This window comes from Pusillimonas caeni, assembly GCF_003545815.1.
GTDB classification, from domain to species: Bacteria; Pseudomonadota; Gammaproteobacteria; order Burkholderiales; family Burkholderiaceae_B; genus Pusillimonas; species Pusillimonas caeni.
In genome coordinates this window covers 169,361-184,111 of record NZ_PDUW01000006.1, presented here as the reverse complement: position 1 = coordinate 184,111, position 14,751 = coordinate 169,361, and the positions used below count along the sequence as shown (strand labels likewise).

At 64.7% G+C, this 14,751-nt stretch carries 10 protein-coding genes; 4 read left to right on the top strand and 6 right to left on the bottom strand.

Annotated elements, in window-relative coordinates; genetic code table 11:
- Window positions 1–177: 177 nt before the first annotated feature.
- The gene (gene uvrA, locus CSC67_RS14535) at window positions 178–5,994 is read right to left on the bottom strand and encodes an excinuclease ABC subunit UvrA (RefSeq protein WP_118995164.1); all 5,817 of its coding nucleotides are present in this window, start codon (window positions 5,992–5,994) and stop codon (window positions 178–180) included.
- A 206-nt stretch (window positions 5,995–6,200) separates the two neighbouring features.
- On the opposite strand from uvrA, the gene CSC67_RS21680 reads away from it, so the two are divergent.
- On the top strand, window positions 6,201–6,329 hold the full coding sequence (locus tag CSC67_RS21680) for a hypothetical protein (protein ID WP_017525512.1): 129 nt from the start codon (window positions 6,201–6,203) through the stop codon (window positions 6,327–6,329).
- Between the two features lie 180 nt (window positions 6,330–6,509).
- Window positions 6,510–7,481, top strand: a complete 972-nt coding sequence (locus tag CSC67_RS14530) for a glycosyltransferase family 2 protein (RefSeq protein WP_118995163.1) — start codon at window positions 6,510–6,512, stop codon at window positions 7,479–7,481.
- A 90-nt stretch (window positions 7,482–7,571) separates the two neighbouring features.
- Here the strand turns inward: CSC67_RS14530 and CSC67_RS14525 are convergent, their stop codons facing one another.
- Complete coding sequence (locus CSC67_RS14525; protein ID WP_118995269.1) at window positions 7,572–8,063, bottom strand: hypothetical protein; 492 nt, start codon at window positions 8,061–8,063, stop codon at window positions 7,572–7,574.
- Window positions 8,064–8,226: 163 nt separating this feature from the next.
- Between CSC67_RS14525 and ettA the strand changes: the two genes are divergently transcribed.
- Together ettA and CSC67_RS14515 are read left to right on the top strand one after the other, a co-directional pair.
- Window positions 8,227–9,900 (top strand): energy-dependent translational throttle protein EttA, encoded by a 1,674-nt coding sequence (gene ettA / locus CSC67_RS14520; RefSeq protein ID WP_118995268.1) that lies wholly within the window; start codon window positions 8,227–8,229, stop codon window positions 9,898–9,900.
- A gap of 414 nt (window positions 9,901–10,314) precedes the next feature.
- Window positions 10,315–10,542: a glycine zipper 2TM domain-containing protein gene (locus CSC67_RS14515; protein ID WP_118995162.1), complete on the top strand. Its 228-nt coding sequence runs from the start codon at window positions 10,315–10,317 to the stop codon at window positions 10,540–10,542.
- A 310-nt stretch (window positions 10,543–10,852) separates the two neighbouring features.
- Here the strand turns inward: CSC67_RS14515 and minE are convergent, their stop codons facing one another.
- The 4 genes from minE to CSC67_RS14495 all read right to left on the bottom strand — a co-directional run bounded on the left by minE (window position 10,853) and on the right by CSC67_RS14495 (window position 14,668).
- On the bottom strand, window positions 10,853–11,125 hold the full coding sequence (minE, locus tag CSC67_RS14510; protein WP_118995161.1) for a cell division topological specificity factor MinE: 273 nt from the start codon (window positions 11,123–11,125) through the stop codon (window positions 10,853–10,855).
- Between the two features lies 1 nt (window position 11,126).
- The gene (minD, locus tag CSC67_RS14505) at window positions 11,127–11,942 is read right to left on the bottom strand and encodes a septum site-determining protein MinD (protein ID WP_118995160.1); all 816 of its coding nucleotides are present in this window, start codon (window positions 11,940–11,942) and stop codon (window positions 11,127–11,129) included.
- 105 nt (window positions 11,943–12,047) lie between these two features.
- Window positions 12,048–12,842, bottom strand: coding sequence for a septum site-determining protein MinC (minC, locus tag CSC67_RS14500; RefSeq protein WP_118995159.1), 795 nt, complete (start codon window positions 12,840–12,842; stop codon window positions 12,048–12,050).
- 71 nt (window positions 12,843–12,913) lie between these two features.
- On the bottom strand, window positions 12,914–14,668 hold the full coding sequence (locus CSC67_RS14495; RefSeq protein ID WP_118995158.1) for a glutamine--tRNA ligase/YqeY domain fusion protein: 1,755 nt from the start codon (window positions 14,666–14,668) through the stop codon (window positions 12,914–12,916).
- Between the last annotated feature and the right edge of the window lie 83 nt (window positions 14,669–14,751).

The window sequence follows — 14,751 nt, the reverse complement described above, 5'->3', positions numbered from 1 at the left end:
TGATGCGGGGGTGTGCTTGGGCGGGCATTGGTGGGAGAGCCAGGCGCACGCGAAGGGAGCCCGGAGGGGCGGACGAGCGGGACAGGCGTGCCCGAAGGGCCGACCGCCGCTGCCCGCCCAAGCACACCCCCGCAGCGCAGGGACGGGTTTAGAGCAAAGTACCGTCCAAGCACATGCTCAGCCTTCCGAAACGACCTCACCGCTGGCCTGCATGAACTCCGCCAGCACGGCGCCCGTATGTGAGCGGTCCTTCAGTTCCATGACTTCCTCGGGCGTGCCCGCGGCCACCAGGCGGCCGCCGCCGGTGCCGCCTTCGGGGCCCATGTCCACGATCCAGTCCGCTTCGGCGATCACATCCAGATTGTGCTCGATCACCACCACCGTGTTGCCGGCCTCGACCAGGCGGTGCAGCACGTGAGTGAGCTTTTCGACGTCAGCCATCGACAGGCCCACCGTCGGCTCGTCCAGCACGTACAAAGTGTGCGGCACGCGCGAGGCGCGGCCTGTCTTCAGGACGCCGTCGGTCAGCCGCGCCTTGGTCAGCTCGGTCACCAGCTTGATGCGCTGCGCCTCGCCGCCCGATAGCGTGGGAGAAGGCTGCCCCAGGGTGAGATAGCCCAGGCCGACGTCCTGCATCAGGCGCAAGGGACGCAGGATGCGTGAATGCGCGGCGAAATAGTCGATGGCGTCGTCGACTTCGAGTTTGAGCACCTCGCCGGCGTTCTTGTCCGCCCAGGTCACGCTCAGGGTGTCGCGGTTGAAGCGTTCGCCGTTGCAGGCGTCGCAGGGCACTTTGACGTCGGGCAGGAAGCTCATTTCGATGGTGCGCATGCCCTGGCCTTCGCAGATGGGGCAGCGACCGTCGCCGGTGTTGAAGGAGAAGCGCGCCGCGGTCCAGCCGCGCACGCGCGCGTCGCGTGTTTCGGCGAACAGCTTGCGCACGTCGTCCCAGAAGCCGACGTAGGTGGCGGGGCAGGAGCGGGGAGTCTTGCCGATGGGGGTCTGGTCGACCTCGAGCACCCGGTCGAGATGTTCCCAGCCTGCGATGCCGACGCAGCCCTGCCAGGCGGGTTCGGCGCGCGCGGAGACCGCGCGGGCCAGGTTGTCGAGCAGCACTTCGCGCGCCAGGGTGGACTTGCCCGAGCCCGAGACGCCGGTGACGACGCTGAGGCGGCCGACCGGAATCTGCACGTCGACGTTGCGCAGATTGTGCAGATGGGCGCCGCGCACCGTCAGCATGGGCGTGTCGTCGTTGACCGGGCGGCGCGGCTGCAGCGGATGGGCCAGCGGATGGCGCAGGTACTTGCCGGTGAGCGAATCACCTGAATCCATGATGTCGTCCACCGTTCCCTGCGCCACCACGCGGCCGCCGCGTATGCCGGCGCCGGGACCGATGTCGATCACGTGCGAGGCGCGGCGTATGGTGTCTTCGTCGTGCTCGACGACGACCAGGGTGTTGCCGTTCTGTTCGAGCTGGGCCAGGGCATTGAGCAGGATGCGGTTGTCGCGCGGATGCAGGCCTATGGTGGGTTCGTCCAGCACGTAGCAGACGCCCTGCAGGTTGGAGCCCAGTTGCGCGGCCAGGCGGATGCGTTGGGCTTCGCCGCCCGACAAGGTGGGCGCGGCGCGGTCCAGGGCCAGGTAGCCTAGCCCGACTTCCTGCATGAAGTCGAGCCGGCCGCGTATCTCGGTGAGGATATCGCGGGCGATTTCTTCTTCGCGGCCGCGGGCCACCAATGCCCTGAAGAAAGTGTGCGCTTCTGACACCGACAGGCCGGCAAGCTGGGCGATGGAGCGGTCCCGCCACAGGAAGGCGCGGGCCACGCGGTTCAGGCGTTCGCCGTTGCATGTGGAGCAGGTGGGGGCGGGACCGTCGTACCAGGCGTTCCAACTGGTTTCTTCGCCGGTCTGTTCGGCATCGAAACCCTTGAGCTGCAGGCCGGTGCCGAAGCAGGACGGGCACCAGCCGTGCTTGGAGTTGTACGAGAACAAGCGCGGATCCGGCTCGGGGAAGCTGGTGCCGCAGCAGGGGCAGGCGCGCTTGACCGAGAAGCTCAGGGTCCGGGCCGGGTTCTCGATGCCCGCGGCGCGGCGGGCGTCGAGCGGTTCGCCGTTGTCGGGAGTGAGGCCGGGCAGCACGCCGAGCGTGCCGTGGCCGTGTTCCAGGGCCTGCCGCAGGGCCTGGCGCAAGGCCGGCTCGTGGCGCGGGTCCACCACCAGGTCGGCTATCGGCAGTTCGATGGTGTGTTCTTTGTAGCGGTCCAGCCGCGGCCAGGGCGACACGGGGATGAATTCGCCGTCCACGCGCAAATGGGTATGGCCTTTGGAGGCGGCCCATTTCGCCAGGTCGGTGTAGTAGCCCTTGCGCGCCGTGACCAGGGGCGCCAGGATGCCGATGTGCTGGCCCTTGTAGTCGCGCAGCAGCTGGGCGGCGATCTGGTCGGCCGTCTGCGGCTGCACGGGCACGTGGCAGTCGGGGCACATCTGTGTGCCCAGCTTGACGTAGAGCAGGCGCAGGAAGTGATGGATTTCGGTCATGGTGGCGACCGTGGATTTGCGTCCTCCGCGGCTGGTGCGCTGCTCGATCGCGACGGTGGGCGGAATGCCGTAGATGGCGTCCACGTCGGGCTTGCCCGCGGGCTGGACGATGGCGCGGGCATAGGCGTTGAGCGATTCGAGATAGCGCCGCTGGCCCTCGTTGAACAGGATGTCGAAGGCCAGCGTCGACTTGCCCGAGCCCGACACGCCGGTGATCACGGTGAAGGTGTCGCGCGGTATGGAAACGTCTATGCCCTTCAGGTTGTGCTCGCGCGCATTGACGATGTCGATGGCGGGCTTTGCGCCCCGGCCGCGCCGCAGCACGGATTGCAGGGGCGTGCCGGGTTCGTCGGCATAGGACGGAACGGGCTCGGCCACGGCGGCCGCCGTCGTCGAGGCTGCTCCGGTTGCCGCCTTCGCAGCTTCCGCGGCGGAGGCAGCGGCGGGGCGCGCGTCCGGCAGGCCGCTGCCGGGCGAGAGCACGTCTTCGGCATAGTCGCGCAGGGCCTTGCCGGTGTACGAGGCGGGATTGTCCATCAGTTGCCGCGGCGTACCCATGCCCACGATCCGGCCCCCCTGGTCGCCGCCCTCGGGACCCAGGTCGATCAGCCAGTCGGCCGCGCGGATGACGTCCAGATTGTGTTCGATGACCAGCAGCGAGTGGCCGGCGGCCAGCAGCTTGCGGAAGGCGCGCATCAGGCGCGCGATGTCGTCGAAGTGCAGGCCGGTGGTGGGTTCGTCGAACAGGAACAGGCTGCCCTTCTTGGCTACCCGCGCGGTGGAGATGCCGCCGCGCGCGGCCGCCGCCAGGTGGCCGGCCAGCTTCAGGCGCTGCGCCTCGCCGCCCGACAGCGTGGGCACCGGTTGGCCCAGGCGCAGGTACTCCAGCCCCACGTCGGCCAGCGGAGCCAGGCCGTATTGGACATCGCGCAGGCCGTTGAAGAATTCCAGCGCTTCGCTGACTGTCATCTCCAGCACTTGGTCGATGGAGGCGCTGCGTCCGAGATGTTCCACGCGAACTTCGAGCACCTCGGGCCGGAAGCGCTTGCCGTCGCAGTCGGGACAGCGCAGGTAGACGTCGGAGAGGAACTGCATCTCGACGTGTTCGAAGCCCGTGCCGCCGCAGGTGGGGCAGCGGCCGTCGCCGCTGTTGAAGCTGAAGGTGCCGGGCGTATAGCCGCGCTCCTTGGCGAGCGGCGCCTGGGCGAACAGCTTGCGTATGGGGTCGAAGGCGCCGACGAAGCTGGCAGGATTGGAGCGGGCCGTCTTGCCGATGGGGGTCTGGTCGACCATCACGACGTCGGCGATCTGCTCGGCGCCCAGCAGATGGCGGTGCGCGCCCGGAGCCTCGACCGGCTTGCCCTGCTGCTTGAGCAGGGCGGGGTAAAGCACGTCCTGCACCAGCGTGGATTTGCCCGAACCGGAAACGCCGGTCAGGCAGACCAGCCGGCCCAGGGGGATCGACACCGAGATGTCCTGCAGATTGTTGGCGGTGACGCCCTCGAGCAGCAGGCGCGGCGTATTGTCGGCCACCGGCATGGGCCGCGGCGCGTCGACGGAGCGCCGCCCCGAAAGATAGTCGCCGGTCAGGGTAGGGCTGGCGCGCAGTCCTTCGGGCGTGCCGTCGTACACGATCTGGCCGCCGCGTTCGCCTGGCCCCGGGCCGACGTCCATGACGCGATCGGCCGCCACCATGACTTGCGGGTCATGCTCGACCACGACCAGCGTATTGCCGTTGCTGCGCAGCCGGTGCATGACCTCGACGATGCGGTGGATGTCGCGGGGATGCAGCCCGATGGAGGGCTCGTCCAGCACGAACAGGGTGTTGACCAGCGAGGTGCCCAAGGCGGTGGTCAGGTTGATGCGCTGCACCTCGCCGCCCGAAAGCGTGCGGCTCTGCCGGTCGAGCGAGAGGTAGCCCAGGCCCACGTCGCACAGGAACTTGAGGCGGGAACGCACTTCGTCCATGAGCAGGTCGATGGCCGCGTCCATTTTTTCACCGAAACTCAAGGTATCGAAGAAGCGGCGCACCCGGTCTATGGGCAGGCGCATCAGGTCGTGGATACCCAGGCCGGGCAGTTGATTCAGCTGTTCGCGCGTCCATTGCGCATGCACGGGCATGAAGCGCGGATAGCGTTCATCCGGTTCGACGGGCGCATCGCCCAGCCGCCACAAGGTGGCGTCGGGCTTCAGGCGCGAGCCGCCGCAGGCGGGGCAGGGCGTATAGCTGCGGTACTTCGAAAGCAATACCCGCACATGCATTTTGTAGGCGCGCGATTCCAGCCAGTCGAAGAAGCGCTGGGCGCCATACCACTGCGTTTTCCAGGCGCGCGGGCCGCCCTTCCAGTCGGGAGTCCCGCCTATCACCCATTCCTTCTCGGCATCGGTCAAATCCTGCCAGGGCACGTCCAGGCGCACGCCCGCGGCCGGGGCGTACTGCTCCATTTCGGTCTGGCACTCTTTGTAGCTATTGGTCTGCCAGGGCTTGATGGCGCCTCCGCGCAAGGTTTTCTTCTCGTCGGGCACGACCAGGCCGTAGTCGATGCCCATCACCCGGCCAAAGCCGCGGCAGGCTTCACATGCGCCCAAAGGAGAATTGAAGGAGAAGGTGCTGGGCAGGGCCTGGGCGTATTCGATGTCGCAGCGCGCGCAATGCAGGCGGCTGCTGAAGCGCCAGACGGTTTCCGCTTCGCCCTCGGCCTGCGAGGCATGGACGGCGAGGTGCCCGCCGCCCTGCTTGAGGGCCGCGTCCAGCGCCTCCATGATGCGTTCGGGTTCGGCCTTGCCGAAGCGGAAGCGGTCCTGGATGACGTGCAAGACGCGCAGGCTCTCGGCTTGCGTGCCCTTGCCGGCCGATTTGCCGCGCTTGGATGCGGGTTTGGCCTGGGCCGGCGCGCGCATGCTTTCTTCGTGGTGGATGCGGGTATAGCCCTGCTGGTTCAGATAGCCCACCACTTCTTCTTCGGTGAAATTGGCGGGTATGGTCACCGGAAAGGTGATGGCCAGGCGGGGGTCGGCATCGCGCGTGAGCTCGGCCAGCCTGGCGTGTATGGACTGCGCGCTGTCGCGCTCGACCCGGCCGCCGCAGCACTGGCAGTACAGCCGGCCCATGCGGGCATAGAGCAGCTTCAAGTGGTCGTTCAGCTCGGTCATGGTGCCGACCGTGCTGCGCGAGTTGCGCACCGGATTGACCTGGTCGATGGCGATGGCGGGCAATATGCCTTCGATGCGTTCCACCTGCGGCTTGTCCATGCGGTCGAGAAACTGGCGCGCATAGGGCGAAAAGGTTTCCACATAGCGCCGCTGGCCTTCGGCGTACAGGGTGTCGAAGGCCAGCGAGCTTTTGCCCGAGCCCGAGACCCCTGTCAGAACGGTGAGTTCGCCTGTGTTGATGGAAACATCGAGGTTCTTGAGATTGTTCTGGCGTGCGCCGAATATGCGGATCTGTGAGCTCATGACGATATGGTAAGCCTTCCGCCCGCAGACTGCTGCGGGAACAACAGGGCGCTCGCTGAAGACAGGGCGTTTGGAGGAAAGCCGGGATTCACGGTAGAATAGGGGGTTTTTTGCCGCCGGAGCGGGCGAAGGCAGGGCTTTTCAGGCCGGCCTTGAGCACGCGGCTGGGGCAAAGTTTCCAGGATTTTATTTTACGTGGAGCCATCATGGCAGAAATCAAGCGGAACCGCCGCAATACGCTCGAGCGCCGGTGCCTTGGCAAGGCTTTCAAGCGCCTTTTCGTGAATTCGCCCAAGGGCGTCTTCAAGATGCTGGAAAAGGTCAAGCGCGCCTAAGCCCAGCCCTTTGCCGGCCGGCGCGGCCGCGGTTGTTCAGCGGACCAAGCTGTGTCTTCATGTTGCAAAGGCAAAAAACCATGAGTTTCTTACTCATGGTTTTTTTTTGGCCTATGATGGAACTGCGTGCCCGAAATGACATGGGCGCGTACGCAAGAACGACAGATAACGACAACAACTATGTCCTATCGGCGCCATCTTTTTACGGTCCTGACTCCTACCTACAACCGCGCTCACACGCTTGCGCGTGTGTACGAGTCGCTGGCCGAGCAGACCTTCCAGGATTTCGAATGGCTGGTGATCGACGACGGTTCCACCGACAATACGCGGGAACTCGTCCTGGGCTGGCAGCAGGAGGCGAGCTTTCCCATCCGCTACGAGTGGCAGCAGAACGCCCATAAAAAAACCGCTTTCAACCGCGGCGTGCGCGAAGCGCGCGGCGAGCTCATCGTGGCGCTCGACAGCGACGACAGCCTGGACATGAACGCCCTGTATGTCATGGCCCAGGCCTGGAACGCCATGGATCCCAACGAGCGTTCGGCCTTCGTGGCCATCACCGGCCTGTGCGCGCGTCCGGACGGCCACATCGTGGGCGACATGTTTCCCGCTGACGTCTTCGACACCACAGCCATCGACATGTCCTTCAAGCATCACGTCAAGGGCGAAAAATTCGGCTGTATGCGCACCGACGTGCTGCGGCGTTTTCCCTTTCCCGAGGACGTCCCGGGCTTCGTGCCCGAGAGCCTGGTCTGGCGCGCTATGGCGCGTGCCGGCTACTTGACCCGCTTCGTCAACCAGGTGTTTCGCGTGTACTACGAAAGCGGCGGCGCAAGCGGCGACACGCTTACCCGCCACAGCCGCGAAACAGGCGGCGCGCCCCATGCCCAAGGGCTATGGCTGCTGGCCCTGGACACAGTGGTCGAATGCCTGCCGTGGTTCCGCTACCGGCCGCAAGAGTTCTTTGCCGCCGCGGCCCGCTATACGCGCTTTGCCCTGCACATGAAACGCAACGGCCAGACATTGCCGCGAGGACGGCGCCTGCGCGGCTTGCGCAGCCGGCTGCTGGTGGCGGCAATGTGGCCCGTCGGGGCGGCGCTTTATCTGCGCGACGTCCGCGCTTCGCGCTCGCGGCCGGCGACCGCCCACGGCTAGCCGCCGGGCGTTGCAGCGATGGGCCGCTCGCTTGGACGCGGCCGCTCAGGAGACGTTTTCATCCTAGGCGGGGCAGCATGAAACAACCGTTCAATGCAGGGTTGCGGACGGAGGCGGGCCGGATTCATCATCTGGGCCGTCGTCTGCATCGTCGTCGTCCGGAGGCGGCGGTTCGCTGCCCAGCGCGAAAGGAAGCATGCTGCCCAGGTCGTCGCTCCAGGCGACCTCGTCGCCTTCTTCGTCGACCTTGATGAAGCGCACGCCTTCGATGTCGGACAACTGCACCGCCCATAGGTACTGGCACTCGTAGACTTCGCCGTCGGCGATCTGCAGGCCGCCCTTGTGGCCGATGATGCGCGCGCCCGGCCCGCCGATCTGCACCGTGACGATCTCGCTGGCGTCCTCGTCTGTTTCGAGCGGCACGGCGAACAGGGCCCACTCGAACCCGGTCTCGGCGGCGTCAACGATCTCGGCCAGCACGGGCTTGCCCATGTAGGCGGTCAGAGCGTCGGCCGTGCGGCCCAGCATATCGAGTTCTTCGGCGGTGAATAGAAGCGGGGTGTCTTGATCGGATGTCGACATGATGGATATCAAAGCCTGGAAAGCCGCGGCAGTGCCGTGGCAAGGGAGGTTGCGGTGTCCGTGGACGCTCGATTCATTTTAGTTCATGCCGTTGCGCTCGGCTTTATTTCCGCGCTCGGCCTACAATCGGATTTTTCCAAGCATCTCCTTTGAATTTGAAGTCATGGCCCAATACGTCTACACAATGAATCGGGTCGGCAAGATCGTGCCTCCCAAGCGGCAGATCCTGCGCGACATCTCCTTGTCCTTTTTTCCCGGCGCCAAGATCGGCGTGCTGGGCCTGAACGGGGCGGGCAAGTCGACCTTGCTGCGCATCATGGCCGGCGTCGATCGCGAGATCGAGGGCGAGGCCATCCCCATGCCGGGGCTGAAGATCGGCTACCTGCAGCAGGAGCCGGTGCTCGATCCCGAGCACACCGTGCGCGAGTCGGTCGAAGAAGGCCTGGGCGACGTCTTTTCCGCCCGCAAGCGGCTGGACGAAGTCTATGCGGCCTACGCCGAGCCGGATGCCGATTTCGACGCTCTGGCCGCCGAGCAGGCCGAACTCGAAGCCGTCATCGCGGCGGCCGCCTCCAGCGGCTCCGACGACATCGAGCATCAGATGGAGATCGCCGCCGACGCGCTGCGCCTTCCGCCCTGGGAGGCCGTGGTCGGCAAGCTTTCCGGCGGCGAGAAGCGCCGGGTGGCGCTGTGCCGCCTGCTGCTTTCCAAGCCCGACATGCTGTTGCTGGACGAACCCACCAACCACCTGGACGCCGAAAGCGTCGAATGGCTCGAGCTCTTCCTGCGCAAGTTCCCGGGCACGGTGGTGGCCGTCACCCACGACCGCTATTTCCTCGACAACGCCGCCGACTGGATCCTGGAGCTGGACCGCGGCCACGGCATCCCCTGGAAGGGCAACTACAGCTCCTGGCTCGAACAGAAGGACGAGCGCCTCAAGCAGGAGGAGGCGGCCGAATCCGCCCGCCAGCGCACCATCAAGAAAGAGCTTGAATGGGTCAGGCAGAATCCCAAGGGCCGGCAGGCCAAGGCCAAGGCCAGGCTGGCCCGTTTCGAAGAATTGTCTTCGCACGACTACCAGAAGCGCAACGAAACCCAGGAAATCTTCATCCCGGTGGCCGAGCGCCTGGGCAATGAAGTGATCGAGTTCGAAAACGTCTCCAAGGGCTTCGGCGACCGCTTGCTGATCGACGACCTCAGCTTCAGGGTGCCGGCGGGGGCCATCGTGGGCATCATCGGCCCGAACGGCGCGGGCAAGTCGACGCTGTTCCGCATGATTGCGGGCAAGGATCAGCCCGATTCCGGCCAGGTCAAGATCGGCCAGACGGTGCAGCTGGCCTATGTGGACCAATCGCGCGAGGCGCTGCCCGACGACAAGACTGTGTTCGAGGCGCTGTCCGACGGGGCCGATCTCATCACCGTGGGCAAATTCGAAATGTCCTCGCGCGCTTACCTGGGGCGTTTCAACTTCAAGGGCAGCGACCAGAACAAGCGGGTGGGCAATCTTTCGGGCGGCGAGCGCGGACGCTTCCACCTCGCCAAGACGCTTATTTCGGGCGGCAACGTGCTGTTGCTGGACGAACCGTCCAACGATCTCGACGTCGAGACCCTGCGCGCCCTCGAGGACGCCTTGCTGGAGTTCGCGGGCACCGTGATGGTGATCAGCCACGATCGCTGGTTCCTCGACCGCATCGCCACCCATATCCTGGCTTTCGAGGGCGATTCGCAGGTGGTGTTCTTCGACGGCAATTATCAAGAGTACGAAGCCGACAAGCGGCAGCGCCTGGGCGAAGAGGCCGCCAAGCCGCGCCGCATCCGCTACAAAGCGCTGAAGTGAGAGAAGCGGGCCAACGAGCCCGCGACAGGTTCAAAAGACGCCCCGGATTGCAGTGGAGCCGCTGCAATCGGGGCGTTCTTGCGTCCGAAGCCGGTTACCGCTTTCAAGAGCACGAGGCGTGAAGGCATTGCGAGTGTTGGTTTGCGGCGCGCCTTGTTACATTCTTTCAGTAAATTGTAAAGCGGCTCGCGGGGCCGAAATCTCAGTGATAATTTTTACCGATACAGCCCGACTGCGGGCCGGCCTTGCAGCGCGGGGCTGGCCGACGTGCCGGGCAGGCTGCTTGCTTGCATGATTCCGCAACGGGCCGCGCCGCTGGTGATACAGCTTTTTCTGACGTTAACAATTGCGCTTTCCAGCGGCGTGCAAACGAGGTATCGTGAATCCAACACTGTCAAAAGTCGGGAGTACACAATGAAAACACAACGTCTTGCCAAGTGCTTTGCCATCGGTCTGGTTGTCGCGGCCACCGCGGGCTGTTCGTCGTGGGATAACATGAGCGGCCGCCAGAAAAGTGCGGTCACCGGGGCCGGCGTAGGCGGCGTGGCCGGTGCGGTCATCTCCAACGGCGGCGTGCTGGGCACGGTCGGCGGCGCGGCCATCGGCGGCGTCATCGGCGACCAGATCGGTAAGAACCGCTAGTCGGTACAACGGCCTGTACCCGGCGGTTCACGAATCGAATCTCCGGCCGGCGCGCGGCGTATATCGCAGCTCTCGAAAGCTGCCGTATGCGCCGCGCGTTTTTTTGCTGCCGGACCGCTCCAAGGCTAGGCGCCCCCCACCGGCAAAAAAAAAGCCCCCTCAGGGGCAGCAAGCAAGCGTAGCCTGCACGGCGTGGGGCATTTTTGCCGCCAGGCCACCTCATCATCTCCGAGAACCTTTGGACAGGCAAGGCGGACAGCAAAAAGCCAGCCATTGCGGCTGGCTTCTTTGAGTTCGGGACAGAGAAGATTCAGGGAGCCGTGATTTCCGCGCCGGGCTGCGGCATCTCGATCTTGACTTCCAGCACTTCGAGCGACTCCTGGCGGTCCAGGTTGACCTTGATGTCGTCCGGATTGATCTTGACGTAGCGAGAAATGACTTCGACCAGTTCTTTCTGCAACTGGGGCAGATAGTCGGGACCTGAACCCGTGCCGCGCTCATTGATCAGAATGAGCTGCAGGCGATCTTTGGCGACGCTGGCGGAAGTCTTTTTTTGTCCGAGTAGAAACGACAGAAACGACATATCACTTGCCTCCGAAAAGGCGCTTGAACAGGCCGGGTTTTTCGTAATCGACGAAGCGCAAGGGCTTTTCCTCGCCGAGGTAGCGTGCGACCACGTCCTGGTAGGCCATGGCGACGTCGCTGTCCCGGATGTGGATGGCGGGAACCCCCTGGTTGGACGCCTGGAGCACGGACTCGGATTCGGGAATGACGCCGATGAGCTTGATGCGCAGGATGTCTTCGATGTCCTGCAGCGACAGCATCTCGCCGTCGGCCACCCGCTTGGGATGGTAGCGGGTAAGCAGCAGGTATTCCTTGATGGGCTCTTCGCTGTTGACGGCCCGATGCGACTTGGCCGCCAGGATGCCCAGTATGCGGTCCGAATCGCGCACCGAAGACACTTCGGGGTTGGTCACGACGATGGCGTCGTCGGCGAAATACGAGGCCATGAGGGCGCCCGTCTCGATGCCGGCGGGCGAATCGCATACGATGTACTCGAAACCCATTTCCTTGAGGTCGTTGAGGGTTTTCTCGACGCCTTCCTTGGTCAGGGCCTCTTTGTCGCGCGTTTGCGAAGCCGGCAATATATAGAGGTTCTCGAGCTGCTTGTCGCGGATCAGCGCCTGGTTGAGCGTGGCTTCGCCCTGGATGACGTTGACGAAGTCGTAGACCACCCGGCGTTCGCATCCCATGATCAGATCGAGGTTGCGCAAGCCCACGTCGAAGTCGATGACGACGGTCTTGTGGCCACGCATGGCCAGACCAGATGAAAAACTGGCGCTGGTGGTGGTTTTTCCCACGCCGCCTTTGCCTGAAGTCACCACAACGATGCGTGTCATGACGATTGAGTTCCTCTAGATATAAATCACGTAATCGTAAAACAAATCCTTGTCCGATTGCCGCGACTTGACGTTAATTGAATAAAGGCTTGGCAACAAATGTTGTCATTGCGTTTTTGTGTTCAACGCCGTGATCTGCAATGTTTCGCCGTCCAGCTGCACGATTGCCGCCTGGTTGTGCAGCTCTTGTTCGAGCTTGGTCTCGATGACCCGGTACACCCCGGCGATGGCGACCAGTTCGGGATCGAGCTGGGTGGTGAAGATGCGGGCGCTCGTGTCGCCCCGCGCACCGGCCATGGCCTTGCCGCGCAAGGGGCCGTAGATGTGGATGTTGCCGTCGGCGATGACTTCGGCGCCCTGGCTCACGACGCCGATGACGATAAGATCGGTGTCGCGCGCGTAAATGCGCTGGCCCGAGCGCAGCTGGCGATTGATCACCATGGCGGCGGGCGCGATCGCGGGGGACGGGGGCGCTTCCACGGCGGCGGGCGTGCCGGGTTCGGGCGAAGGCGCCGTGGGCGCCACGACCGGCACTTCCGACTCGGGAGCGGGGGTGCTGGCGGGGCGGGCCGGCGGACTGGACAGGTCGACCTCGGGCAGGCCGCAGGCGCGGGCCGCCTCGAGCAGCGCACCCTGCGCCACGACGCCGATGGGATGCAGGCGGTGCTCGCGCAGCGACTGCAACAGTGCGGGCCAGTCGATGGAGGACTCGAGATTCGACGCGTCGATGACGACGGGCTCGTTCTCGAAGAACGAGCCGGCGTCGTTCATGCGCTGGTCCAGCGCGGCCTGAAGCTGACCCAGGTCGTCGCTGTGCAGCACGATGCGTACGGCGTAGAGCGCCGCGCTTTTGAAATCCAGCGCGGCGGCTCCCTTGTGTTTGGTGGTGGATTTACTCACTGCCCTTGCTTACCCAAAGAAACCATGCCCGACAAAATACCAGAAGTCGGGCCTAAAACCGAGAGTTTTGTTCAGACCCACGCATCGCGCAGCGTCGTGCTGCGGTTGAGTACAGGCCGTTCTGCCGTCGAGTCGAAGCGGTCGGCGACGAAATAACCCAGCCGCTCGAATTGCCAGAAATGCTCGGGCACGGCCTCGGTGCCCGGTTCCAGCCAGGCCTGCACGGTCTCGAACGAATTGGGATTCAGGGCATCGAGGTAGTTCTTGTCGCCGCTGTCCGGGTTGGGGTCGGCAAACAGTCGATCGTACAGCCTGACCTCGGCGGCGATGGCGTGGGCCGCGCTGATCCAGGTGATGTTGCCCTTGACCTTGACCGCATCGGCGCCCGGCGTGCCGCTTTTCGTGTCCGGCAGATATTCGGCGTGCACTTCCACGACGCGTCCGGCCTCGTCCTTGACGCAGCCGGTGCAGCGCACGATGTAGCCGTACTTGAGCCGCACCGTGTTGCCCGGAAACAGTCTGAAGTACTTCTTGGGCGGGTCTTCGCGGAAATCGTCGCGTTCGATCCAGAGCTCGCGCGAGAAGGCGAACTCGCGCATGCCCAGCTCGGGCTTGTGCGGGTTGCGCGGCGCGTGGCAGAGCTCGCTTTGGCCTTCGGGGTAGTTGGTGATGACCAGCTTGAGAGGGTCGAGCACGGCGACGCGGCGCTCGGCGCGCGGATCGAGGTCGTCGCGCAGTGCTTGTTCGAGCAGGCTGTAGTCGATGCGCGAGTCGGCCTTGGAGACGCCCAGGCGCTCGCAGAACAGCCGAATGGATTCGGGGGTATAGCCGCGCCGGCGCAGGCCCGCCAGGGTGGGCATGCGAGGGTCGTCCCACCCCGCCACGTGGCCGGCGCGCACCAGTTCGAGCAGCTTGCGCTTGCTGGTGACGACGTAGGTGAGGTTCAGGCGGGCGAACTCGATCTGCTGCGGAAGAGGGCGCCGCAGGTGGCCCAGGCCGGCCAGTTTTTCCAGGATCCAGTCGTAGAAGGGCCGCTGGTCTTCGAACTCGAGGGTGCAGAAGCTGTGCGTGATGCCTTCGAGCGCGTCTTCGACCGGATGCGCCCAGGTGTACATGGGATAGATGCACCAGTCGCTGCCGGTGCGATGATGGGGCGCGTGGCGGATGCGGTACAGCACGGGATCGCGCATGTTCATGTTGGGCGAAGCCATGTCGATCTTGGCGCGCAGCGCCATGCTGCCGTCCGGGTGCTTGCCGGCGCGCATTGCTTCGAGCAGGGCCAGCGATTCGGCGGCCGGGCGGTTGCGCCAGGGCGAGTCGGTGCCTTTTTCGGTAAGCGTGCCGCGGGTTTCACGCATCTGCTCGGGCGACTGTTCGTCCACGTAGGCGTCGCCCGATTCGATCAGGGCGCGCGCGAACTCGTACATGAAGCCGAAATAGTCGCTGGCGTAGTAAAGGTTGTCCTCGTCCCGGTATTTCCAGTCGAAGCCCAGCCACTTGACCGCCTCGATGATGGCCTGGACGTATTCGTCCTCTTCCTTCTCGGGGTTGGTGTCGTCGAAGCGCAGGTGACAGGCGCCCTGATAGTCGCGCGCCAGGCCGAAGTTCAGGCAGATGCTCTTGGCATGGCCGATGTGCAGGTAGCCGTTGGGCTCGGGCGGAAACCGCGTGCGGATGCGCGCGCTGTCGACCTCGCCCCCTTGCTGCACGCCGGCAGGCCCCGGGCGTCCGGCCCAGCGCTTGTCGTCATAGCGGCCCTCGACGAGGTCGCGTTCGATGATCGTGCGAAGAAAGTTGGAAGTGGATGGGGTCGAAGAGGCGGTCATTACGGAAAACGAAACAGAAAAAACAGGCGAAGTAAGCATTTTGCCACGTTCGTATATATTTGCCCGCCCGGCGCCCAAAATCC

Coding starts and splice junctions, on each gene's coding strand:
- uvrA (WP_118995164.1), bottom strand. CDS start 5,994: ATGAGCTCACAGATCCGCATATTCGGCGCACGCCAGAACAATCTCAAG.
- CSC67_RS21680 (WP_017525512.1), top strand. CDS start 6,201: ATGGCAGAAATCAAGCGGAACCGCCGCAATACGCTCGAGCGCCGGTGC.
- CSC67_RS14530 (WP_118995163.1), top strand. CDS start 6,510: ATGTCCTATCGGCGCCATCTTTTTACGGTCCTGACTCCTACCTACAAC.
- CSC67_RS14525 (WP_118995269.1), bottom strand. CDS start 8,063: ATGTCGACATCCGATCAAGACACCCCGCTTCTATTCACCGCCGAAGAA.
- ettA (WP_118995268.1), top strand. CDS start 8,227: ATGGCCCAATACGTCTACACAATGAATCGGGTCGGCAAGATCGTGCCT.
- CSC67_RS14515 (WP_118995162.1), top strand. CDS start 10,315: ATGAAAACACAACGTCTTGCCAAGTGCTTTGCCATCGGTCTGGTTGTC.
- minE (WP_118995161.1), bottom strand. CDS start 11,125: ATGTCGTTTCTGTCGTTTCTACTCGGACAAAAAAAGACTTCCGCCAGC.
- minD (WP_118995160.1), bottom strand. CDS start 11,942: ATGACACGCATCGTTGTGGTGACTTCAGGCAAAGGCGGCGTGGGAAAA.
- CSC67_RS14495 (WP_118995158.1), bottom strand. CDS start 14,668: ATGACCGCCTCTTCGACCCCATCCACTTCCAACTTTCTTCGCACGATC.